Here is a 22,258-nt window from a genome sequence, read left to right on the forward strand (position 1 = left end):
TGGCCATTCGATCCGCTCAAGTCTACAGGAGAACGAGGAGGGAACCATTTTGAACATCGGCATTTTGTCGGATTTGCATATTGATACCAATAACCCCGGCTGCTCCGTCCCGGTCGAGGAGGCGCTCTGCGAGGCGGCGCTTGCGCAGAAGGTGGATCTGCTGCTGATCGGCGGAGACATCTCCAACAACAGCGCCACGACGCTGAAGACGCTCAGGTACATCCGGGAGCGGCTGTCCATTCCTTGCTTGTTCGTACCGGGCAATCACGATCTGTGGAACATCCACGACCCGGAACGTACGGCTTGGGATTCGTACCGCGAACTGCAAGCGTTCGAAGGGAACCTCGCGAATGGCGCTTACATGATCAATGAAGAATGGGCCGTCGTCGGGGATATCGGCTGGTACGATTATTCGTTCGGCGCAGATCGCTATACGAAGGAGGAGTTTGACCGGATGTCGCTCGGCGAGCGGACGTGGCAGGATAGTCTGTTCGCCCTGTGGGACCGGCCGACGACGGAAGTCTGCGATTATTTCGTGCAGAAGCTGGACAAGCAATTGCGCGAGCTTCGGGACAAGAAGGTCATCGTGATGACCCACGTGCTGCCGCACCGTTATTTTACCGTTCCGTACGCACCCGAGGTATGGGGTTACTTTAACGCCTTTCTCGGAAGCGAGCAGTACGGGAAGCTGATCGAATCGTACGCTTCCTCCGTGAAGCTGGCCGTCTGCGGCCATGTGCATTACCGGAAAAGCCAAACCTTCGGCAGCACGCTGTACGTATGCAGCTGTCTCGGCTATACCCGGGAATGGTCGAATCCGGGAGACGCGCGGGCCGAGGTTGCTAAGGCGTTGACCGTGATCGAGCTGGCCTCGCTGGAGGAGCGTAGTCCGTTGAATGCATAATTGATCCGTCCATTGTACAGAGGAAGCACCTCTTGCGGCGAAAGCGGTTAGAGGCGCTTCTTTTTTCATTCGTCCGGAATAGGATGCAGTACGCTTCAGGTACTACGCAAAGTTAGTACTACCCGCTTTGTCGAATTCGCGTACAATAAGATTTAAGACCAGGTGCTAGGAACTAATCGCAAAAAAAACAGAACGCACCGACGGAGGGAATGGCTATGGTATTGGTAAAATGGTTGGCCCGAATCGTACTCAACCTGTTATTTCAAGCGAGATTCAGCGGTTTGGAAAAGCTTGACTTCCGCAAACCGACCATTCTGATTCCGAACCATCTGTCGCTGATCGATGCGGCGCTGCTTGCTACGCGGCTGCCGGAGGAAGTGACGTTCGTCGTGAACACGCGCATTGCGAAACGGTTCGCCCCGTTGATCCGGCTGCGCAAGCATATCGCCGTCGATCCGATGAATCCGTACTCCGTGAAGCAGATGGTCAAGACGGTGCAAAAAGGGGCCCCGCTTCTCGTATTCCCGGAAGGGCGCGTCAATACCGCGAGCGGCGGCTCGCTGATGAAAATATACAGCGGCGTCGGCTACATTGCGCTCCGCACGGGCGCGACGCTGTACCCGATTGCCTTGAACGGACCGGAACGGTCCAAATTTTCTTACCTGAAGCATAAAATCCGGCAGGTATGGTTCCCCGAGGTTACCGTGCAGATCGGTGATCCGTTTACCTTGGATTACGATCGCGCCCAATCGATGAAATCGCAAAAAGAACGCGCTGCGGCGCAAATCCAGAAGAAGCTGGAGGCCGAGCTGGTGAGCAGCCGGGTGAAGACCGGGATCAACCTGTTCAACGAACTGCTGACCGCCGCCAAGCATCACGGGTACAAGTTTCCGGTGTGCGAGGATATAAGCCAGACGTTTACGTATAAAAAGCTGCTGACCGCTTCCTACGTCTTTGCCAGAAAGCTTGCGGCCGAACTGAAAGACGAGCCGGGCGTCGCCGTCCTGCTGCCGAATTCCGCCGCCCATCTGCTTGTTTTGTTCGCGCTGTTCAAGCTTGACAAACGGCCGGCGATCCTCAACTTTTCAGCCGGGGAAAAGAACATGCGCATCGCCTGCGAAACCGCTTCCGTCCGGACGATTCTGACCTCCAGACAGTTTGTCGACAAAGGAAAGCTGACGCCGGTGATCGAAAGTCTTGGTCAAAGGTACCGTGTGCTGTATTTGGAAGACATGAAGGATACGCTCCGTATGAGCGATAAGCTGTCCGGCTTCGCGGATTTCCTGCTCAAGCGGAAGGCGGCGGCGAACAATACCGAGATCGTGCTCTTCACGTCCGGCAGCGAAAGCGTCCCGAAAGGGGTCGTGCTGGACCATGCGAACCTGTATGCGAATATGCAGCAGACGCGCACGGTGATGGACATTAACGCCCATGACGTCTTTTTCAACGCAATGCCGATGTTCCACAGCCTCGGGCTGCTGGTGACGGTGCTTCCGGTGCTAAACGGCGTGAAGGTGTTCCTGTATCCGAGCCCGCTCCACTACAAAGTCATTCCGGAACTAGCTTACGATCGTAATGCGACGTTTCTGTTCGGCACCTCGACGTTTCTGGCGGCGTACGGCAAAGCGGCGCATCCGTACGATTTTCAATCGCTTCGCTGCGTGATCGCCGGAGCCGAGAAGCTGAAGGACGAGGTCCGGCAGCTGTGGGTCGACAAGTTCCATGTGTGCCCGGTGGAAGGCTATGGCACGACGGAAGCTTCGCCGGTCGTGGCGATGAACACCCGGATGTGGCACCGCAAAGGCACGGTCGGCCAACTGCTCCCGGGCATCGCATATAAGCTGGAGCCGGTGCCGGGGCTGGAAGGCGGCAAACTGCTGATTCAGGGCCCGAACTTAATGAAGGGCTACCTGCTCCACGAAGAGGGCTTCAAGCCGTGCCCCGAATGGTACGATACCGGAGACGTAGTGAAGATCGACGAAGACGGCTTTGTGACGATCGTGAGCCGGGTGAAGCGGTTCGCGAAGATCGGCGGGGAGATGGTGTCCTTGAACCAAGTGGAGGAAATTGCGGCAAGCTGCTACCGGGACGCGAACGTAGCCGCAGTCAGCGTGTCGGACAGCCGCAAAGGCGAACGAATCATTCTGTTCGTGACGCAGAAAGAGCATCAGATTCAGACGATCAAGCAATTCGTGAAAGATCATGGACATTCTCAACTCATGACTCCGTCCAAGCTGGTACAGGTTGAGAAGCTACCGATTTTGGGCAGCGGTAAACCGGATTATGTGGCACTCAAAAAGCTGGCCGAAGAGCCGGCGGCAGACGAAGGAGCGAACGCCGTATGAACCTATGGAACAAACTCAGACTCAAGCCGATCAATGCGCTGCTCGTCTCGCAGTTCTGGAGCGCGTTCGCCGATAACGCCATTTTGTTCGCAATCATTGAAATGCTGCGGGCCAAGGCGTATCCCGAATCGTATATCGGCAACGTGCAGCAAGCCTTTTTGTTCGCTTACGTCGTTCTGGCGCCGTTCGTCGGCAGCTTCGCGGATAAGCATCCGAAGTCAGTCGTACTGCTGATCGGCAATGCGCTGAAAGCGCTCGGGATCGTCGGGCTGCTGCTCGGTCTCGAGCCTGCCTTAAGCTACGCCGTAATCGGAATCGGCGCAGCCGTGTACAGTCCGGCGAAGTACGGCATCCTCAGCGAAATTTTGAGCCGCTCTGCCACAGACGCGAAGCAGCTCGATTCCGAGCTGCTCCAGGCGAATGCCAAGATCGAAGGCTACACGATCATCGCCATTCTGGCCGGTACGGTGGGCGGAGGCATTCTGGCGAAGCAGTCGCTGACGGTGTGCATCGTCGCCTGCCTGCTGCTGTACGTGACTGCGCTGCTTTTGTCGCTATCGATTCCGCGGGTGGCGGGGAACCCGAACATCCATTACGTCAAAGATTCGATCTTATTCTTTAAAGATATCGCCCGGCTGTTCCGGGACCGGACGGCCCGCTATTGCCTGATTGGCACCAGCTCGTTCTGGTTGACGTCGTCGGTCATTCGCGTGGCGGTCATCTCCTGGATTCCGCTGCACCTCGGCATTCACGGCGTCGATCAGATTTCGATGCTGATTGCGGTTACGGCGATCGGCATTATGGCCGGAGCCTTGACCGCTCCCAAGCTGATCCCGGCGCACAAGTACTTGAACTCTTATCTGTACGGTGTCGTGATGGTGGTGCTCATTCTCGTTTTCCCGATGCTGAGCAATTTGTACGTGACGGTGTTCATCTTGCTGGCGGTCGGTTTCGCCGGCGGCGTCTATGTCGTACCGCTGAACTCGGTGCTGCAGAAGGTGGGTAACCCGAAGATCGGAGCAGGCAAAACGATTGCCGTGCAAAACTTGTTCGAGAACGTCCTGATGTTCGCGGGCGTGCGGGCGTATACGCAGGCAACTGCCGCAGGAACAAGCGTGGAGACGTCGATCTACGGCGTCGGGCTGGTGCTGGCGTTGTTCGTGCTGTACCTCGTGTTCCAGGCGGTGATGCTGAAACGGAGAAGCGCCGATGTTGCCGGTTCCCGCGTATGACCGTTCGTGCTTAAAAGCAAAGACCGGACCCTGCCGCCTGGCAGGATCCGGTCTTTCTTGCGCTCAGCGTCCCGGCAGCGGGGCTGAACCGTACGGGTAAGTATACTGAAGCGGTTCGTCGAACGTGATGTAATCGAGGTTGACCATCAGCAGCAAAAAGCGCATGCCGGTTTTAGGGTCGCTGATGATAATGTGGTCACGGCCGGCGGCTTCCAGGCGTCCTTTGAAAATTTTGGCGTTCCACTGGGTGTTGTTCTCGTACGTCATATACAGCGTAGCGATTTTGCCCAGATTGAGGCGCAAAATATTTTCGATGAAGGACTGCTCCATTGGCAGTTGCCCCGGGGTGGTCGGCGCGGCCGCCGTCGGGATCGGCTGTCCTGCAGCGGTAATCGAAGAGCCTGCCGGAATCATCGGCGGCACCGATTGCGCAGTAGGCTGGCCGTAGGCGGGTCCGGGGTAACCGGCGCCGTAAGGAGTCGGTACTGCTTTGTTCGGATTGTTATACATCGCTCATAATCCTCCTTCAAACTTCGCTTGATTTGGGTTTCGACTGGGCTGGAGCACACCATTCATACTATGGTGTGGGCGAATGTTTGGTGACGGATTTTTTATTGAAATTGGGGAGCGATGCTGCGTAGCCCGAGAGGAAGCGGGCTAACCGAAAATCTGTGCCGCAATGCTGTAAAGGTTTCCGTTCCGGGGCGGAAAACACGGCGAGTGCAGGAGCATGACAGGCGGTTCGCCAACCTTGGTGAAGCCGCAAGCTTCCAATAACGGAGTAAACGTAGAATGTTCCGAAGCGACATCGATCCTTAATTTACCCGGATGTCCGTTTGCCAGGTAATCGACGAGAGCAAGAGCAGTAACGTCGTTTGGAGCCGTTATCGGGCCTAACGTTAGCTGGACAGGCCCTTGGATGCTTAAACCGAATCCTGCAACCGTGCCGTTCGGGGCTTGGGCGATGAATGAACGCTTTGCCTGCTTCATCCGGGTTTGCAAGAATCGAGAGCGGTCCGCCCCGAAGGACCGGCGGTCCAGCTTGATAACCTCCGGAATATGTTCATTTGTCATGGGGATCACGCGGATAGGCTCACGCGCCGGGCTCCAAGAAAGCGGATGATACCGGTCGCATAATAGCTTGCAGACGCGGCCTGCTTTTCGAAAGCCGAGCTTTTCATACAGAGGCTCGCCCTCTTTTGTGGCGATCAGTTGGATCGTCGTATCCGAACCTACGGTATTTATGCACGTTTGGATCAACGTTTGCCCCAAGCCGAGCCTTCGATATTCCGGGTGTACGATAACTAAGCCGATGGAAGCCAATTGCCGTCCGTAAGGGATAATGGCCGTACTCGCGACGATCTGCCGGCGATTATTTTTGATCCCGTAGATAGTGCCCGAAGACAGCACCGTTCGCAGCTCGGGCTCGGTATAATCCCACCCGACCGATTCGGATAGCGCAATAAGACCGGAAATATCCGTTTCGGATAGCTTGTGTATGTCCCGTGCCGGCGAAAGCGACATCATGCCAACCATCGTCCTTTCGTATGTGGATGCAAAAAGAGCCCTCGATTCACAAGGGCTCTTCCCGAACTAAAACTCAATAGTATCCGGGTCCGGACCGAAGCGACGGTCCTGGTTCAGGCCGTCCAGACGCGCCATATCCTCGTCGGACAAGGTGAAGTCGAAGACGTCGATGTTCTCGCGGATGCGGCTTTCGCGAATGGACTTCGGAATGGTAACGACCCCGTGCTGCAAATCCCAACGGAGAATAATCTGCGCTGGCGTTTTGCCGTATTTGCCCGCAAGCTCGCTTAGCAGCGGCAGATCGAGATTGCCCTGCATCAGCGGACTCCAAGCTTCGAGCTGAATCTTGTGTTCCTTGCAGAACGTCCGCAGCTCCTGCTGAATCAGAAGCGGATGGAACTCGACTTGGTTTACCGCAGGAACGATTTCGCTATCCTGCAGCAGTTCCTCCAGATGGTGCACTTTAAAATTGCTGACGCCGATCGCCCGGACGAGTCCGTCCTTATACAGCTTTTCGAGCGCCTTCCAAGTTTCCTTATATTTGTCCTTCCCTGGCCAGTGAATGAGGTACAGGTCGATGACCTCGAGCTGCAGCTTGCGCCGGCTCTCCTCGAAAGCCCGAAGCGTGCTGTCATAGCCTTGGTCCGCGTTCCATACTTTCGTGGTGATGAACAACTGGTCGCGCGGAATACTGCTGGCTTGAATCGCTTGGCCAACCCCTGCTTCGTTGCCGTAGACGGCAGCCGTATCGATGGAGCGGTAACCGGCTTCCAGCGCATGCTGCACGGCTTGGACGACCTCTTCGCCTTCCTTGGTTTTCCAGACGCCCAGTCCGAGCCATGGCATGCGGACGCCGTTGTTTAACACCGTAGTGTCGTTTCGCTGAATCGCGGTCATGTTCAAATTCCCTCCTTGGACAACTTTCAATCTATTTTAGGATAACACAATCAGGTATGAACGGAAAATTCGCACGGGCATTCCGTTCGTAGGAAACTTCGTTATTGAACGTCGGTATAAAAGAGTTTATTATGTAAGTTAAGGAAAAAATAGAACCAAACGGTAATCCTTTGTGTTGTCTTCTTGTTTCTGTCAGAATGTTAGCCGCACTGCATCGGCTGGGAAAGGAATAAGCATGAAGCTTCGGACGTCCTTTATCGTGTGGTTTGTCGTGCCTGTGACGTGCCTGCTCGCTTTGAGCAACGTCATTTACTATTATACGACGAAACAGATGCTGATGAACAATCACTATAATGAAGTGGAAAGTTTCTCGAGCAATATCAAAGTGTATTTCGAGCATTCCCAACGGTCTGCCGACTATGCCGAAAAGCTGCTAGCGCAAAATTTGCGGCTGGCGGCCATGCTCGCGCAAAGCAAGCTGCCTCCGCGTTTGGAACAGGTGAGCAATAAGGAGTTGACAGAACTAAGCAAAGAGCTGCGCGTGTCGGATATTACGCTATTTCAGCGCGAGGGAGACGATATCGTAGCCATGCGTTCCTCCAATCCTACTCAACGGAACATATCTGCCAAAGAGTTTACCGATTTTTGGTTTCTCGCTCTCAAGCAACTGCTGGACGGTAAGAACGTATCGATTTCCGAAGGCTATACGCTTCCCCATTATTGGTCAGGACCTGTGGACGTTTCATCCTCGGACCCGAATGCGCTCCATAAATTCGGATACTACCATGACGGCCAGACCGACTATATTATCGATCCATACTTCAGGCAGGAGGATATGGAGGAATATGTGACCTTGGCTTCTTACATGCACATCATCGAACGTCTGCAGAAAGAAAAACCGTTCCTGATCGAAATCACAGGCTTCAATGCCGAGCGTTTCGGAGAAGAAATTTATGAAGTCAAGCAAAATAATCGGTTGGTTTTTCCTCATCCGACGCGCCCGATCTATTTTGGGCAGTATGCCATGCAGTCGGACGATGATGTGGAGATGGTCAGACAGGCAAATCGGGACAAAAAGACGATCAGCTATCAGACAAGCGTTCAAGGAAGTGACGTGATTAAAAGCTTTGTGCCCATCGAAACCCAGCTGCCGCTGGTGGTCGGCCTTGTCTCGGATTACAGCTATATTCAGAACGAACTGAAACGCCAGTCGGAGCGGCTTCTGACGATCAGCGTCGTGTCTTTCCTGATGCTCGGTGCTTTCGTGCTTGTTTTAATCCGGAGAAGCAAGCTTGCAGCGGCTGTCATTTCCGCCGAGAAAATTTATCTTGAAAATATGAACAGCTTGTTTACGGCCATCCGCGGGCTAAATCACGATGTCGGCAATATTGTCAATGCCATTCACGCTCATGTGCAAAAGAAAGAATACGACGAGCTGGAAAAAGTAACGCAAGCGTGGGTGAAGGAAGTCGTTGAAGTTCAAGATGTCGTTGCGATCCGGCATCCGACGCTATCGGCCATTGTGCAGTTCGCGGCCAGCAGCGCGATCAAGCAGAAGGTGAAGCTGGAGCACGACATCACTGTCACGGGCGATCTGAAGCTGAACGGGGAGAAGTCGCTCGATTTGATTCGCATCGCAACCAATTTAATATCCAATGCGTTTGATGAGACCGTGAAGCTGCCGGTGGAGGAACGACTGGTTCAAGTAGCCGCTTGGAACACGGGCCGCTTGCTGTACTTCAAAGTATCCAATCGCGGGAGACAGATTGGCGATGAGGAGCTGCCCCAGCTTCTAAGCGCGGGCTATTCCACAAAATTCAAGCACGAAGGCTTGGGCTTGCAAGTGGTCAAAGAGCTGGTGCAAAAATATAAAGGGCAGCTGTGGGTAGAAGATTTTGAAAGCGCAGGCGCTACGTTTATGTTCAAAATCCACATTTAGACAATCCAATGAACGATCATAAGGTGGTGAACCGGACGTTGAATCAAAGGGAACAACTGACCGCTTTAATTGCGGAAGACGATTTTGCACAGAAGCAGCTTTTAATTCGATTTGCCGAAGAACATCAACTCATCGTCGTCGATACGGTGTCGTCGGGGAATAAGCTGGTGGACAAGTATATCGAGCTGCAGCCGGACCTCATCCTTACGGATATTAACCTGGACGATATTTCCGGTCTGGAGGCTTGCCGACTGATTAAGGCGAAGGGGTACGATCCTTGCATTATTGTAGTCACGGCGCTCACGGACATGAAATATGCGGAGGAAAGCTTTGAGATCGATTCGCTTTCCCTGATGCTGAAGCCCGTCACCTCCGAACGGTTCAAGAAAAGCTTGGAGAAGGCGAAGAAGCATTTGACGCAGAAAAGAAAGCAGTCGCCCGCAGCCGGATCCAACGACGAACGCTTGATCCGCTTCAAGCAAAAAATCTGCGATTTGGACGGGCGAACCATCCAACGGGAGCTTTATGTCAAGGAGGAGAAAATTGTTTACATCTCCAAGGACAGCAAGCAGATTTTGATCAAATGGACGGATTCGCATTCGGTCCAGACGATTCATACCTCCTCCACCCTGAAAGAGCTGAATGCGGCGACTTCGCCGCTTCTCTTCCAGTGTAACAAGAGCCAGTTGGTCAACGTGAGATATATTCAAAAAATTTGCGCCGATCTGATTACGCCGGGCAATTACGAAATCCTGCTTTATGGCGTACCCGAATCTTTGACGCTAAGCCGCAGCTGTTTTGCCCATTTTGAGCGGGCACGCAAGCTGATGGCGGAAGAAAAAGGCGTACAGGACGCGGTGTTAAGGCAGTAGGAAGTTGTTTCCGTTTACCGCGTCCGCATGAGAATCAACTTATTCTACAAGAAGCGTGATTTTATGGGAGGACCGATTGCCAATTTCTTTGCCTGCAAGCTCGGTCATCGTATCCCATGGGCTGTTCATTACATAGCCGTACACCTCGTAGCGTCCCGGTTTTTCCGGGGCGTTTATTTCAATTTGCCGCAAAGCCGCTTTCTCGGGGGGAGCTTCGAACCACCAGTACGGTTTGCCGTCAGGGAAAGGAAGCTGGCGGTCATCCATCATCAGCCATACCAAATAATCATCGGCTCCTGCAAATCCGCCGGCCCGGACAGCCAGCTTTATGCTTTCATTCGGCTTCGCCCGAATGATTGTGGGGAGCGTGCCGAAATTATCTTCATTTTCAAACTGCTGATTCAACATGATCCCGCGAACGGGCATATTAGCGATTTCATACGAATGCTGATCAGAGACGGTTGAAAGCGCAAAGACGGAATTGCCTGTCTTTTTTAATGCATATCTGGCCACAATACCGAAGTAATCTTTGATTTCTTCTTCTTTTTCCGAAGGGTTCTCTTTATTGGCAACAATGTTTATAGCTAACGCGTGCAGATTGGGCGGCAGCGATGTGATCGGGAAGCGGACGGGAATCTCGGCAGACGCGCCTTTCGCCACGTTGAATTTATATTCGTTAACGGGCATGGAAAGGGCGGTTCCGGCATGAAAAGGAATTTTGACATAGTCTAGTAGAAGATAAAGAGAGAAGTTCTCATTTTGTCTGGATTCGTTAGTAAAAACAACGGTGTAATTAAATTCGTCCCTATCTTTAAGGTCCAGAAAAAAACTGGTAACCTCTTCTCCTCGCGAATCTTTCATTTTAAGACCAAAGCTTTCCGTGATGACCTTTTGCTTTGGTGGCGAGAAGGAATTGACCGCCAAGTTGAAGGCAAGTCCGATAACCGATCCGAGTATGATACAGAGAATTAGCTTAGCAGCCTTTCGCATTCCAGTTCACCTCCTAGCGATCAGCCAAATTTTTATAAAAGGGGATGAATGTCTGTCCGAGTGAACAGACATTCATGAAATGATTACCGGTATACTTTAGTAGAACTATGTTTCGTTTCCCCTTTATGCGTCGCTTGATGGTACCCGGTTGCGTAATAGCCGTTGCTAGCATATAAGTCGCTGGACACACTGCCGGATCGTTTGGCCGATTTTGGGGCATTGCCGAGGGAGCGCTTGTCTCGATCCTTCCACGATACGTCGACGCTCAAATAATCAACGACGCCTGATCCCACTACATACGTATTAGCATACGCATAATCGCCCGAGGTACCAAGAGTTCCTTCAATATCAACTCCGCCTACCCGGAAAACTCCCGTACTATCACTTCCTGCCAAAGCCGAGCCTGTCACGGCAACCAACAGTGCGCTTGCTACGATCGCTACTTTGCCTTTCATTTTGAATCCCTCCACGAATAAAATGTTGTACTTCACTGGTTACGACGTCGTTTGTGTGAAGTGATTTCATTATTTCATACACATACAAAATTGTTCTCATTTTGGAATATCTGGTTGAAATTCCGCATTTTCTTGTTTGAAAAGTGTCGAAATGTGCCGATTCCTTAGATTCGCTCTAAACAATAAACCACATTTTATTGAGAAAAGGGGGCTAACAACAAGTGATTTACAAATATAACCTAATTTAATATAATTATCCTTGCATAAACTTTTATTTCTTAATACTTTTGTTCTAAACTATTTTCCATCATGGCAGATCCGTCAATCGTCCGTCGTTGTATTTGTTTGAAAAAAACGAAGGGAGCGGTAAGTGTGGAGGTCGTGGAAAAGATCGTTTACCCCGATGAGATCACCGGGTTCAGCAGGGAGGAGCAGCGGTTCGAGTCTTATTCGTGGTACCGGGAGATGAGAAGGAGCCATCCGGTCTATTTCGATCCGAAGCAGAAGGTCTGGAATGTTTTTTTATACCGGGACGTGGAGCGGGTATTGTCCGATTATCATCTGTTCTCCAGTAAAAACGACCGGAGGCTGTCGCCGTTCCCGGTTATAGGAGAGGAAGAGAAAAGCTTGACCTCTATGGATCCCCCGTTGCATTCCAAAAGGCGGGGATTGGTTGCGAAAGCGTTCACCCCCAAGTCGCTTAAGACATGGGAACCGCGAATTGCTGCCGTCGCGCAATATTGGCTGGATCAAATCCGGGAGCAGGATACGATCGATCTTGTCTACGATCTGGCGATTCCTCTGCCGGTGACCGTCATTGCGGAGCTGCTGGGCGTTCCGGCGAGCGATTGGAAGCAATTCAAGCTGTGGTCGGATGCGATTGTCACACCGGGCAGCCGCGACACCTATGCCGAAAGCGTGAAAGAAAGGACGCAGGCACTGAAGGAAATGGCGGACTATTTACGGCCTATAATCCGGGAAAAAAGAAGCCGTCCGACAGATGACATCATCTCGGATTTGACGATCGCCGAGCTCGAAGGGGAGCGTTTGAGCGACGAAGAAATTATTCATTTTGGTATCGGGTTGCTTTTTGCAGGGAACGAGACGACAACGAGGCTGATCTCCAATGCGTTCTATTGCTTTCTGGTCGACCAGCCCGCCGCTTACCCGCTGCTCAGGAAGGAGCCATCACTCATTCCGAACGCGGTGGAAGAAGTGCTGCGTTTCCGCTCGCCTGCCCAGTTCCTGATGCGCAGAGTTGCGCAGGATACGAATGTGTTCGGCGTGGAAATGAAGGAAGGGGAATCGGTCATCGCCTGGATCGGCTCGGCCAACCGCGACGAGGAACATTTTGTTCAAGCGGAGCAGTTCGATCTGAACCGGCCGAATAATCAGCAGCACCTGTCGTTTGGGAAAGGGACGCATTTCTGTCTGGGCGCGCCGCTGGCGAGGATGGAAGCGAGCATCGGCCTGACCGAATTCATGAAGCGCTATTCCCGGCTGACTCTGCCTGAAGATTGGAGCTTGAGCGAAAACCTCGGAGAGAGGGGATTTTTTGCCAAGTTTCCCGTCCGGATCGAGCGGTAGCGCGCACGCGTTTGCCGCTTATGGAAGGGCTGCGCAAGCGGCTGAACGATTTTTCCACTTCTGCGGCCGATTCGGAGCGTTACTATAGCGTAAGCTTGACGTTATATCCGTTTGGAAGCGCTAGGCAAGAAAGTATTGAGGGTTCCCAAGCAATTCCGGTTGATGTCTCCGGTTTTAATCGGAGGCATTTTTTTTCTATTGTCCGCTTATCTTTATGCTTGCCGCTACTTGTATTTTCCGATGATATGCAAAAAAATATACGCAATGTCCGACGTCTCCAAGCGCGCAGCCACTCTTGTCTCTTGATGGGGGATTCGACAATATTTTGAACAACGCCATCCGTTGTTGTCAAACGGTCCGCAGGTTGTTATGATAAAGAGGATCTTTTTAAGAGTGAAGGATATCACAATCGTTGTCGAATTCCTCACACAAGGGGGTTGCATAAAGGTGGAAAAACAGGCAAGTTTGGGGATGGGCGTAGAGACGACAGATGTTGAGGCGGATACCGCTGTCAACTCGCCGGCTACGTGGAGAGATTTTGTGAATCTTGCCAAACCCGGCATTTTATTTTCTAACGCGATTACGGCATTTGGCGGCTTTTGGGTCGCTTCCGGTTGGCATATCCAGTGGGATAAATTGATATATATGCTGCTCGGCACCGTGTTGGTGATGGCGTCCGGCTGCGTGCTGAATAACTATTTGGACCGGGACATGGACAAGAAGATGACCCGGACGCAAAAGCGTGCTACCGCAGTAGGCACCATTGCTCCGCAGACCGTATTATGGTATGGCATCGTGCTCGGCGTTCTCGGCCTATCGGTGCTATGGTTCTTGACGAATCCACTTACCGCTCTGCTCGGTTTACTCGGTTTGTTTATTTACGTATGGATTTATACCGCATGGTTTAAGCGGTCATCCGTATGGAGCACGTTCGTCGGCAGCTTTTCCGGCGCAATGCCTACGCTGCTCGGCTACTGTGCCGTTCAGGGACAGATCGATGCCGCGGGACTTATTCTGTACGGCATTATGTTCCTGTGGCAGCCGCCGCACTTCTGGGCACTTGGCATTCGCCGGATGGAAGAATACCGCGCAGCCGGCTTCCCGCTCCTGCCGGTAGTTAAAGGAACGTACATTACCAAGATGGCGATGATCCGTTATATCGTGCTGCTCGTGCCCGTTTCGCTTCTGCTGTACTGGCTCGGTTTCGTAGGACCGCTTTACTTCTTCGCGGCAACGCTTATGGGCTTGTACTGGGCGTTTTTGAGCCTTAAAGGGTTCAAAGCGAAGGATGAAGTACAATGGGCCAAAAAAATGTTTATTTACTCCATTAACTATTTGACCTTGCTGTATATCATCATGGTCATCAGCACCACTCCATTACCGTAGGGTATTCGCGAACGGTGCAAAACGGTGGATGACAATCCCTTGGCCCCGGCCTTGGGATTTATTTTTTGAATAATGGGAAGGTGAGCGATGATATGCAGAAAACCGGTTTTAAAATCGTCGTCATGGTACTGCTGGTTGGTTTGATCGCAACATTGGCTTATATGCTGGTCAAAGGTCCGGAGAAAAAAATCGGGGTGCTCAAAAAGGCGCCGGACTTCAAACTGGAAAACTTGGATGGCAAGACGGTAACGTTAGCCGATACGGCAGGAAAAGCGAAGCTGGTCTATTTTTATTTTTCATATTGTCCTGACGTTTGCCCACCGACAACCTACAACCTGTCTAAAATTCAGGACGCACTGGTGAAAAAAGGCGTGTTCGGCACGAAGACGGCGCTTCTTTCCATTACCTTTGATCCGACGAGAGATACGCCTGAACGGCTCAAGGAATTTTCCAGCCGCTTTCATCCGGATTATAAGGGCTGGTATTTCCTGCGCGGCGACGAGGCCTATACGGCGGACCTTGCCAAAAAATTTGACGTCCTCGTAGCCAAAGACCCAAAAACCGGTAATTTTACGCATACGAACTTGTTTCTACTGGTCGACGGCAAAGGCGACGTGCGCACCTACTATTCGGGCAACGACGAGAATATCGATATTGAAGGAATCGCCAACGATTTGATTCAGGTTAGCAAGGAATCCTAGGCTAATGACGAGGGCATCGATTTGACATGGCTTATTTTACGCACATTTTGCTCAATAATGTCATTCCGCTAACCATCATGATTGCGATAGGCGTCATTTTGTACCGGGCATTCAAGCTGGATATCAAGACGCTTTCCAAATTGAATTTTTACTTATTCTCCCCGGCGCTGGTATTCAAAATGCTTTACGAATCGTCGCTGTCTCTGGCTGTTCTTGGCCAAACGCTGCTGTTTTTCGTCCTGTTTTTTGCCGCGATGTTTCTTTTGATGGAAGTCGTCATCCGTCTGCGGGGATATAAGGGTGGCATGATCCCGGCGATGCGCAATAGCGTTATTTTTTACAACAGCGCGAACTATGCGATTCCGCTCAATCAGCTTGTGTTTGTCGGGGACGCGTTCACCTTATCGATTCAGATCATCATTATGATGATGCAGAGTCTGCTGCCGAATACATACGGCATCTATGCCGTTAATGCTTCTAAGCGCAATGATATGAAGCAGACGCTCCGTACGATCCTGACGCTGCCAGTTATCTATATCATTCCGATCGCCTTTTTGATGAAAGGGCTGCACATTCCGATCCCTGGTCCGGTATATGCTCCGATCAATTATGTATCGGATGCGTTTATTGCAACCGCTCTTTTGACGCTTGGGGTACAATTGGGGAGCATGAAATGGACGTTCAACCTGGCGGATGTCATGCTGTCAAACGTGCTAAGGCTCTGTGTGGGCCCGGCTGTCGGGTTTTTGATCGTCATGCTAATGGGGATCGAAGGGGTCATGGCGCAGGCGCTTGTGCTATCCTGCGCAGTGCCGACATCGCTGAGCAGCGTACTCATTGCCGTCGAGTACGACAATGAGCCGGAATTTTCGTCACAAGCTGTGTTTTCCTCGACGATATTTAGCATTTTTACGGTGACACTGGTTATTTATTTGATAAAATTTATGGGCTAGAACTTCTCAAAGGTCGGGATTATTGGGGGATAGATAATAAACTCCTCCAGCCCGGCCTTTTCCAATTGTTGAATGAGATACTCGTCCGGCGTGCCTTCGACGCCGGCATAGCCACGCCGCGTATAAATTTGTTCGGCATCCGGAAACGTATCCCGAAGAATGGCGCGTATTTTTTTGCCCGAAGGGTCATTATCCGTAAACAGGTACACATCGCACGTTCCGATCTTCTTCTTCAACTCTTCCAAACGATCCGTATTCAGCGATCCGAAGGTACAAACGATGATAATGTCCTCTGTCAGCAGGCGGCGAAGCCTGCTTTTGTCATTTTTTCCTTCCACAATAATCGCGATCGACATTGACGGCCTCCGTTCCTGCAGTGAATTTTCTTTCTTGTAGTATATCCGCTTTTGCTGTCCGATCCAATCCCTCCGTGAACGTATTTCCCAGGAAATGTCGGAAACTGGCCGGAGATACGGCAGAAGAATCGACAGGAGCGTCGTTCAGAATAGTAGAGGAAAAGCAGGCTGATGAGCTTGAGGACGAGGTGTAAGACAGATACAGAAAAACCCACCGTCTGTAATGGACGACGGGGCAATCTTAGGGAACGAAGGCCAATCAGTTTACCTCACAAATGTCTTTCCTTTGGATACAAAATAAATCAAAAATTCTGAAAAGCTATTTGCAACGACCTCATATTCCTGATGATCTTCGTTTTCATGCTGCAAAAATAGTACTTTTCCAAAGCAGTGATCTTCTAATGACAAAACATAAGTATGTCCGTATCCATCCCCGGCAAACGGTATCTTTTTTCCAAAGTGAATCCCTTGTTTTGCATAAACTTCTAATCGCCGTTCGATAGAAAATACGTATTTTATCGGAAAAAACAAATAACATTCATCCGGAACAGAGTGATTACCATTATGCTCCAAATAATAGGACTTAAATTCCACTGGCAATTTTGTATCTAAAGTTTTCTCTAATTCATAAAAGTCTAATTCAGTAAGTTCTTGGAGGGGCTCTTGACTGTATTTTCTGACAAACGCTATATATTCATTAAAATCCATATTGTCCCCTTTGCTGAGGAAGATACATGCATTAACAAAGGGCCGTTGCCCTTGTCTGCGAGAGACAAAAGAAACGGCCCTTTTTCATGGAGAGTGGTTCATGATGCGTTATACAATTAGTTGTTGATAAAGCTTGCTTTAGAGAGCAGGCGTTTCAGCATGGTTGCGGATTGTGCGCGAGTCGCCGTATCGCGGGCGCCCAACGTGTCGTCCGTCATGCCGTCGATGATGCCGGCGTCAATCGCAGCGGCGATTTCGTTCTTCGCCCATACGATTTTGCTTGCGTCTTTGAACTTCGCCAACAGCTGAGTTTGTTTATCAGCCGAGACGTCCGGTTTCGCACCGGCATAGTTCAGAGCGCGTACGACCATAGCCGCCAGTTCTTCGCGATTGATTGTAGCGTTCGGACGGAACGTTCCGTCTTCGTAGCCGTCAACCAGCTTCGCATTGGCTGCTGCTGCTACAACGCTTGCGTACCAGTCGCTAGCTGCAACGTCTTTAAACGTGCTGCTGCCGTTGTTCGTATCCAGACCCAGTGCGCGAACAACCAGTGCTGCGAATTCCGCACGGGTGATATTGCGCTCCGGCTGGAATGTTGTGTCGGTTACCCCGTCAACGACAAGTTTGTTAGCCAGCAGCTTGATGTAGCTCTCAGCCCAGTGGCCGCTGATGTCGGAGAAGGTTTTATTCAACTCGATTACGGCATAGATGCTGCTGCCGTTTCGTTTCAACGTCGCTTCGTTTTTACCGTCTGTCGAAGAGAAGACAGCAGGTACAAAGCTCAGTTTGCCCGTTGTCGGGTTGTAAAGAACACCCGTCGCTTTGGACGAATCGACAGCTTTGCTCAGCGGAAGAACCCGGCTGATGTAGTTGTTGCCGAGGTCCAGAGCTGCAGTTTTTTGATCTTTGCCAAGGCCGACGATATCGAAGTCAACAGCATTGCTGGCTACCGTACCGCCAAGCGCTTTAGCAGCCTTGTCTACGCTGTCCTTCGTTGTATCGCTTGCTTTGGCGATCGTTACTTTCAGCTTCAGCTCATCCGTCGTTACCGACAGCTTGCTAGCCAAGTCTTGCAGCTTCAGCGCGTTGAGCGGAATGATGTAAGCACCTTTGTCGTTAACGATGACCAGTACCTTCTTGGAATCCGTTACATAATCGACAAGTGCTTTAGCCGGGATCAGGGCGATGTCGCCGCTCAGCTTCAGCGTCACTTTGTCGTGGTTCTTGAACGAATTTTTCAGTTGGTCGGCATCGACGGAACCATCAGAGTTCACGTTGATCGTTTCCGAACCCCAGATTCCACCGCCGCCTCCGCCGCAGCAAGTGCTACCGCCGCCGGTGGTAGTGCCGTTGTTACGGTATACGGACTCGTACACAGCTCCGGTAATCGTTTTTCCGTCAACCGACGTACCGAAAGGACCTTGCAGACGGACATAATCATAAGTGCTGCCCGCTACCGTAAATTTGTAGTTATACACATTGTTTGTAACATCGTAGTCAACATAAGTGGCGTCGGAAACGGCAATGCGATTTCCGTTCGGATCAAACGCGTATACGGTAGCATTCACGCTGTACACATCGGAATACACCGTACCGGTTACCGTGCCGTTGCTATCAAAATTCAAGTTTTTGAATCCCGAAGCGGCAAACGCCAACACAGGAACCAAAACAGAGATGATAAGCATCAGTACGGTCACTTGTGCTGTTTTTTTAAGCACAGCAGGTTTCATGCAGAGTTCACTCCTATCTTCCTTGACGAATAATGAATTATTACTATTGCGTTGAACAGGTTTCCTGGACAAATGCATTTTCACCTCCTTCAGCCAGTCTATTGAATATCATTTAGATGTTTTCGAATCGGACAGAGCTATTTATGTCCGTCGCGCGAATGGCAGAATGATCCATTACGGCAGCACTTTGAACATTACCCAAATCTGCCCGCAGTGAAACATCTCGGCATCTTAAACGGCGGAGAGTGAAGTAAAGTTGCGTTCCGAATCGCTTATCACTACTTTTGGACTATTAATTTATGACTAAATTCCTATAAAATACCGAATTGGGAATATCGAGACGATTTTCATTCCATCTGGAAAAGCAAAAAAACGCGCCTCGAATCTCTTCATATCCCCAAGTTCGAGTCAAACTCGCGCGGGAGCGGCGAACGAACGGGACGGCAGCAAAGAGAGTGCGAGCATAAGGCAGAGAAAAGCGAGGAAATACGGCGATACTTGTGTCCGTGTATGCCCTGCCACAATCGGGCCGATAAAGGCGCCGATCGAGTACGAAACCGACAGAATTGAGAAGACGCGTCCGTAACGGTCCGCGGGAGTAAGGGCTGCAAGCAGCGATGCGATGGCCGGAAAAATGACGCCTTTGGTCATCCCGATCAGAAACAGAGAAGCGTAGAGCGGCAGCGGCCAATGAACGGACATCCCGAAAAAAATGAACGCCAGCGCAAGACAGCCGAACATCATCCGGTAAAAAGGGAAAATCCGGTTCAAAAACAGTAAACTAAGCGTCACCAGCGACCCCATGGAAATAACGGAAAAGAACACGCCGGAGGTCATGATCGAACTGCTCGCCTCCTTCATTAACGGAAGCTCGAAAAACAAAATGCCTTGGGAGCAAGACAGCGCAAGAGGAATAACAAAGAAAAGCCACGGAACGTTTTCCTGGCCGGAGACCGGTAAATTATCCTTGGAGGCAGAAGGAAGGGCGTGCTCCCCGGTAATCGCTGCATTGGTTAGGCGTTCGCTGCGCTGTTCCTTTACCCCGATCCAAGCAAGTAATCCGGTAAGGATGAGGCCCCATCCTAGAAACGTAAACGACTTGGCAAAGCCAAGCTGCGAGACCAGATAGGCGCCGGCCGCCGGACTGAGCACGGAAGCGATGGTATGCACCATGCCGTTGCCGGCCATCAGCTTGCTTTGTTGAATCTGGTTTTTGGCGATTTTGGCGAGCAGGGACAAGCAGGCCGGCGACAGAAATGCCAGGACGAAGCCGCTGATCGAACGGATGACGAGGAGCCCCCACGGATCGCTGACGCGGGATTGAATTAAGAGCACGATTCCTGCTACAATCAGGCTGAACACAATGAAGCCCTTGCTTCCGTAGCGGTCGACGCCGTAGCCTGCGATCAGGTTTCCGGGCAAGTGCGTGATCGAGTAGACCCCAAGAATAAGCCCAATGAACGAAGGCGTCGCACCTAGCGAAACGGCAAACGGAGTAAGAATCGGGTACTGGGCATGCAGGTCGAAAATGGCGACGAACATGAACAGATAGAGCCATATGGCGGTTTTCATGAAATCACCTCTTTCATAAATGGAGTTCGTCCGTCTACCGCTACTCTATACGTTTACGTCTGCCGGCAAAGGGATAGTACATGTTTTTGCAACGTGCCGGATCGTTTAGCGTATAAGAAACGTGGGTTCCGACGGACAAAAGGAGGGATGCCGGATGGACATGTTTATCCGAATCGTGCTGGTGGCCGTTCTGGTGCTGGCGCTGTGGAGGTTGTTCGGATCATTGCGCCGAACAAAGCGAAGAGAGGACAAAGGGGCGGAAATCCAGCGTAAGCTCGCCGAGCTCCGCAAAAAAAGAGATGAAGAGTGACGCGGAACTGGTGTATGATAAGGGCGGAGAACCGCTGTAAGGGATTTACATAAGCGATGGAAGACGGACTTTTAGGGGAGCGATGGAAGTGGATTTCGTAACGGCTTTTTTATCCGAACGATGGTATGTGCTCGTCGGAGCGCTGATTGTGCTGTTTCTCGTCATCAAAGTGGTGAAAACCGTCATCAAGTGGGTTCTTGTGCTCGCGATACTGGCGGGGCTCTTCTGGTATGGCGCAAGCTACAAGGATCAGCTCCTGGAGCTGGGTACGACAGTGGGAGCGAAAGTCGCCGCCGAAGTCAAGAATCAAGCGGTCAAAGCGATTACCGACGAAGTGAAAGAAGCGAAATACAGCCAGAACGCCGACGGTTCGTTTACCGTAAGCACCAAAAGCGCGAAGCTGGAAGGCAAACCCGGTTCGAGCGATGTGCAGGTTACTTTTATGAATCAAACGTTCACGATGAAGCTGGACGATGTCCTGAAAGGATTCATTGAGCAGGCGAAGAAAAACGCGGGCCAATAAGCCATCGGAACGCATCTCGATAGGAAAGGAGGGGGACGCCGGTGAACGAACTGCCAAAGCTGGCGCAAATCAATTTGATTACCGTGCTCATCGCCGTATTGTTTGTAGTATCGATTGTACAAGGCTTGCTTCGCGGGGCGTCCTCCTCCGCGAAGCATCTCGCGCTCATGGTGACGGAGGGGGCAGTTACGTTGCTCAGCCTGTTTCTCGCTTGGGAGCTGACTTCATGGCTGTCACCCAAGCTGCAGGTGTGGCTTGAAGGGCTCGGGCTGACGATACCGTCCGAGGAACTCGGCTTTTGGAAGCAGCTATATTACACCGCCGCAACGGCGCTGCGCGATTTTTCCCTGCTGCGGTTCAGCGTCCTGTTTGTTTTGGGATATGGCTTGATTAAGCAGCTGGTTTACCGCATTATCGACCCGCTGGTGGACGATTGGCTGGCGGAACGGACGAATGCGGACACCGCCGGCGGGGGGCGAGTCGCCTCTCCCTCCTTGCTCAGCAGTCTCATCGGCGGCATCATCGGCTCGGTGACCGGGTTTGGCCGGGGGATGATTATGATTGCCGTGCTGTTTATCGTCACGACGCTGTTCCCGCAGACGCCGGTAGCCGCTTATATTCAGGATTCGTCCCTTTTTCAAAAAGGGGCGACGGAAGTGATCCGGCCGATGACGGGCGACTTTTTCGCTAACCAGCTCCCTGTTTTCACACGGGCCGTGGAACAGGAGTTCGGCAACATTTTACAGCGGAAATACGAGGTCGTGGATGCCCGCATTCCCCAAGATGTCGCGGAAGCGGCCAAGCAGGTGACGGCCAAAGGCCAGACCGACGAAGAGAAAGCGAAGTTGCTGTACCGCTGGGTCGGCACGCGTATCAAGTACGACTGGGACAAAGTGAAGGCGTACGAGGAGCAGCGCATTTGGAGAGAGCAGACGCCGGAGGATACGTTTAACACGAAGAAGGGCGTCTGTATCGACTTTTCCAGATTGTACGCGGTCATGGCGAGGTCGGTGGGGCTGGACGTCAAGGTTGTGACCGGGCTCGGTTACGACGGGCGGGGCGGTTACGGTCCTCACGCTTGGAATGAAGTGTATCTGGGAGAGAAAAGGGAGTGGGTGCCGCTCGATTCCACTTGGGTAGCCAGCGGAGGCAACTGGTTTAACCCGCCCCGCTTTCAGGATACGCATATCAAAGATACGTAATAACGAAAGCCGGACGGCCGCTGCAAGCGACGAACCGGTTTTTTCCTTTTCCGTACGTTTCTATAAATT

The 22,258-nt window shown here is 51.7% G+C and carries 21 protein-coding genes; 12 read left to right on the forward strand and 9 right to left on the reverse strand.

The window, feature by feature from the left end; translation table 11 throughout:
• Nucleotides 1-49 precede the first annotated feature (49 nt).
• The 3 genes from QMG93_RS08955 to lplT all read left to right on the forward strand — a co-directional run bounded on the left by QMG93_RS08955 (nucleotide 50) and on the right by lplT (nucleotide 4,481).
• Entirely contained in the window at nucleotides 50-904 is an 855-nt protein-coding gene (locus QMG93_RS08955; protein WP_281935568.1) for a metallophosphoesterase, read from the forward strand.
• 215 nt (nucleotides 905-1,119) lie between these two features.
• A complete protein-coding gene (locus tag QMG93_RS08960; RefSeq protein WP_281935570.1) occupies nucleotides 1,120-3,249 on the forward strand; it encodes an AMP-binding protein in 2,130 nt (709 codons plus the stop codon).
• A complete protein-coding gene (gene lplT, locus QMG93_RS08965; RefSeq protein WP_281935572.1) occupies nucleotides 3,246-4,481 on the forward strand; it encodes a lysophospholipid transporter LplT in 1,236 nt (411 codons plus the stop codon). The genes QMG93_RS08960 and lplT overlap by 4 nt, the downstream gene beginning before the upstream one ends.
• A gap of 63 nt (nucleotides 4,482-4,544) precedes the next feature.
• Here the strand turns inward: lplT and gerQ are convergent, their stop codons facing one another.
• The 3 genes from gerQ to QMG93_RS08980 form a co-directional block, all read right to left on the reverse strand.
• Nucleotides 4,545-4,991, reverse strand: a complete 447-nt coding sequence (gerQ, locus tag QMG93_RS08970) for a spore coat protein GerQ (protein WP_281935574.1) — start codon at nucleotides 4,989-4,991, stop codon at nucleotides 4,545-4,547.
• A gap of 147 nt (nucleotides 4,992-5,138) precedes the next feature.
• On the reverse strand, nucleotides 5,139-6,008 hold the full coding sequence (locus tag QMG93_RS08975; RefSeq protein WP_281935576.1) for a GNAT family N-acetyltransferase: 870 nt from the start codon (nucleotides 6,006-6,008) through the stop codon (nucleotides 5,139-5,141).
• 66 nt (nucleotides 6,009-6,074) lie between these two features.
• Nucleotides 6,075-6,905 carry an aldo/keto reductase gene (locus QMG93_RS08980; RefSeq protein WP_281935578.1) on the reverse strand — a complete coding sequence of 277 codons (831 nt, stop codon included), beginning with the start codon at nucleotides 6,903-6,905 and terminating at the stop codon, nucleotides 6,075-6,077.
• A gap of 235 nt (nucleotides 6,906-7,140) precedes the next feature.
• Here QMG93_RS08980 and QMG93_RS08985 point away from each other — a divergent pair, with 235 nt between their 5' ends.
• Together QMG93_RS08985 and QMG93_RS08990 are read left to right on the forward strand one after the other, a co-directional pair.
• Nucleotides 7,141-8,844 (forward strand): sensor histidine kinase, encoded by a 1,704-nt coding sequence (locus QMG93_RS08985; protein WP_281935579.1) that lies wholly within the window; start codon nucleotides 7,141-7,143, stop codon nucleotides 8,842-8,844.
• Nucleotides 8,845-8,882: 38 nt separating this feature from the next.
• On the forward strand, nucleotides 8,883-9,716 hold the full coding sequence (locus tag QMG93_RS08990; protein WP_281935581.1) for a LytR/AlgR family response regulator transcription factor: 834 nt from the start codon (nucleotides 8,883-8,885) through the stop codon (nucleotides 9,714-9,716).
• A gap of 39 nt (nucleotides 9,717-9,755) precedes the next feature.
• Here the strand turns inward: QMG93_RS08990 and QMG93_RS08995 are convergent, their stop codons facing one another.
• On the reverse strand, nucleotides 9,756-10,706 hold the full coding sequence (locus tag QMG93_RS08995) for a hypothetical protein (RefSeq protein ID WP_281935583.1): 951 nt from the start codon (nucleotides 10,704-10,706) through the stop codon (nucleotides 9,756-9,758).
• Between the two features lie 83 nt (nucleotides 10,707-10,789).
• Entirely contained in the window at nucleotides 10,790-11,161 is a 372-nt protein-coding gene (locus tag QMG93_RS09000; protein WP_281935584.1) for a hypothetical protein, read from the reverse strand.
• 372 nt (nucleotides 11,162-11,533) lie between these two features.
• Between QMG93_RS09000 and QMG93_RS09005 the strand changes: the two genes are divergently transcribed.
• From QMG93_RS09005 to QMG93_RS09020, 4 genes are all read left to right on the forward strand, one after another.
• Entirely contained in the window at nucleotides 11,534-12,748 is a 1,215-nt protein-coding gene (locus tag QMG93_RS09005) for a cytochrome P450 (protein WP_281935585.1), read from the forward strand.
• Between the two features lie 447 nt (nucleotides 12,749-13,195).
• A complete protein-coding gene (cyoE, locus tag QMG93_RS09010) occupies nucleotides 13,196-14,134 on the forward strand; it encodes a heme o synthase (RefSeq protein ID WP_281935587.1) in 939 nt (312 codons plus the stop codon).
• A 92-nt stretch (nucleotides 14,135-14,226) separates the two neighbouring features.
• The gene (locus QMG93_RS09015; RefSeq protein WP_010493762.1) at nucleotides 14,227-14,835 is read left to right on the forward strand and encodes an SCO family protein; all 609 of its coding nucleotides are present in this window, start codon (nucleotides 14,227-14,229) and stop codon (nucleotides 14,833-14,835) included.
• A 26-nt stretch (nucleotides 14,836-14,861) separates the two neighbouring features.
• A complete protein-coding gene (locus tag QMG93_RS09020; protein WP_281935592.1) occupies nucleotides 14,862-15,788 on the forward strand; it encodes an AEC family transporter in 927 nt (308 codons plus the stop codon).
• On the opposite strand, the gene QMG93_RS09025 is transcribed toward QMG93_RS09020, so the two are convergent.
• The 4 genes from QMG93_RS09025 to QMG93_RS09040 all read right to left on the reverse strand — a co-directional run bounded on the left by QMG93_RS09025 (nucleotide 15,785) and on the right by QMG93_RS09040 (nucleotide 20,154).
• Nucleotides 15,785-16,144, reverse strand: a complete 360-nt coding sequence (locus QMG93_RS09025) for a toprim domain-containing protein (protein ID WP_281935594.1) — start codon at nucleotides 16,142-16,144, stop codon at nucleotides 15,785-15,787. The genes QMG93_RS09020 and QMG93_RS09025 overlap by 4 nt on opposite strands.
• 264 nt (nucleotides 16,145-16,408) lie before the next feature.
• The gene (locus QMG93_RS09030) at nucleotides 16,409-16,852 is read right to left on the reverse strand and encodes an SMI1/KNR4 family protein (protein ID WP_281935596.1); all 444 of its coding nucleotides are present in this window, start codon (nucleotides 16,850-16,852) and stop codon (nucleotides 16,409-16,411) included.
• Between the two features lie 116 nt (nucleotides 16,853-16,968).
• Nucleotides 16,969-18,582 carry an S-layer homology domain-containing protein gene (locus QMG93_RS09035; RefSeq protein ID WP_281935598.1) on the reverse strand — a complete coding sequence of 538 codons (1,614 nt, stop codon included), beginning with the start codon at nucleotides 18,580-18,582 and terminating at the stop codon, nucleotides 16,969-16,971.
• Between the two features lie 408 nt (nucleotides 18,583-18,990).
• Nucleotides 18,991-20,154, reverse strand: a complete 1,164-nt coding sequence (locus QMG93_RS09040) for an MFS transporter (RefSeq protein WP_281935599.1) — start codon at nucleotides 20,152-20,154, stop codon at nucleotides 18,991-18,993.
• Nucleotides 20,155-20,308: 154 nt separating this feature from the next.
• On the opposite strand from QMG93_RS09040, the gene QMG93_RS09045 reads away from it, so the two are divergent.
• The 3 genes from QMG93_RS09045 (at nucleotide 20,309) to QMG93_RS09055 (ending at nucleotide 22,189) form a co-directional block, all read left to right on the forward strand.
• On the forward strand, nucleotides 20,309-20,464 hold the full coding sequence (locus QMG93_RS09045) for a hypothetical protein (RefSeq protein ID WP_010493747.1): 156 nt from the start codon (nucleotides 20,309-20,311) through the stop codon (nucleotides 20,462-20,464).
• An 82-nt stretch (nucleotides 20,465-20,546) separates the two neighbouring features.
• Complete coding sequence (locus tag QMG93_RS09050; protein ID WP_281935602.1) at nucleotides 20,547-20,987, forward strand: hypothetical protein; 441 nt, start codon at nucleotides 20,547-20,549, stop codon at nucleotides 20,985-20,987.
• A gap of 41 nt (nucleotides 20,988-21,028) precedes the next feature.
• The gene (locus QMG93_RS09055; RefSeq protein ID WP_281935604.1) at nucleotides 21,029-22,189 is read left to right on the forward strand and encodes a transglutaminase domain-containing protein; all 1,161 of its coding nucleotides are present in this window, start codon (nucleotides 21,029-21,031) and stop codon (nucleotides 22,187-22,189) included.
• The last annotated feature ends 69 nt before the right edge of the window (nucleotides 22,190-22,258 follow it).

Origin of the sequence: Paenibacillus tyrphae, from assembly GCF_027925525.1 — a bacterium.
Classification (GTDB): Bacteria; Bacillota; Bacilli; order Paenibacillales; family NBRC-103111; genus Paenibacillus_G; species Paenibacillus_G tyrfis_B.

Excerpts from the sequence above, each read along its gene's own strand:
- QMG93_RS08960 (WP_281935570.1), top strand. The coding sequence starts at position 1,120 with ATGGTATTGGTAAAATGGTTGGCCCGAATCGTACTCAACCTGTTATTT.
- lplT (WP_281935572.1), top strand. The coding sequence starts at position 3,246 with ATGAACCTATGGAACAAACTCAGACTCAAGCCGATCAATGCGCTGCTC.
- gerQ (WP_281935574.1), bottom strand. The coding sequence starts at position 4,991 with ATGTATAACAATCCGAACAAAGCAGTACCGACTCCTTACGGCGCCGGT.
- QMG93_RS08975 (WP_281935576.1), bottom strand. The coding sequence starts at position 6,008 with ATGATGTCGCTTTCGCCGGCACGGGACATACACAAGCTATCCGAAACG.
- QMG93_RS08980 (WP_281935578.1), bottom strand. The coding sequence starts at position 6,905 with ATGACCGCGATTCAGCGAAACGACACTACGGTGTTAAACAACGGCGTC.
- QMG93_RS08985 (WP_281935579.1), top strand. The coding sequence starts at position 7,141 with ATGAAGCTTCGGACGTCCTTTATCGTGTGGTTTGTCGTGCCTGTGACG.
- QMG93_RS08995 (WP_281935583.1), bottom strand. The coding sequence starts at position 10,706 with ATGCGAAAGGCTGCTAAGCTAATTCTCTGTATCATACTCGGATCGGTT.
- QMG93_RS09000 (WP_281935584.1), bottom strand. The coding sequence starts at position 11,161 with ATGAAAGGCAAAGTAGCGATCGTAGCAAGCGCACTGTTGGTTGCCGTG.
- QMG93_RS09015 (WP_010493762.1), top strand. The coding sequence starts at position 14,227 with ATGCAGAAAACCGGTTTTAAAATCGTCGTCATGGTACTGCTGGTTGGT.
- QMG93_RS09020 (WP_281935592.1), top strand. The coding sequence starts at position 14,862 with ATGGCTTATTTTACGCACATTTTGCTCAATAATGTCATTCCGCTAACC.
- QMG93_RS09025 (WP_281935594.1), bottom strand. The coding sequence starts at position 16,144 with ATGTCGATCGCGATTATTGTGGAAGGAAAAAATGACAAAAGCAGGCTT.
- QMG93_RS09030 (WP_281935596.1), bottom strand. The coding sequence starts at position 16,852 with ATGGATTTTAATGAATATATAGCGTTTGTCAGAAAATACAGTCAAGAG.
- QMG93_RS09035 (WP_281935598.1), bottom strand. The coding sequence starts at position 18,582 with ATGAAACCTGCTGTGCTTAAAAAAACAGCACAAGTGACCGTACTGATG.
- QMG93_RS09040 (WP_281935599.1), bottom strand. The coding sequence starts at position 20,154 with ATGAAAACCGCCATATGGCTCTATCTGTTCATGTTCGTCGCCATTTTC.
- QMG93_RS09045 (WP_010493747.1), top strand. The coding sequence starts at position 20,309 with ATGGACATGTTTATCCGAATCGTGCTGGTGGCCGTTCTGGTGCTGGCG.
- QMG93_RS09050 (WP_281935602.1), top strand. The coding sequence starts at position 20,547 with ATGGAAGTGGATTTCGTAACGGCTTTTTTATCCGAACGATGGTATGTG.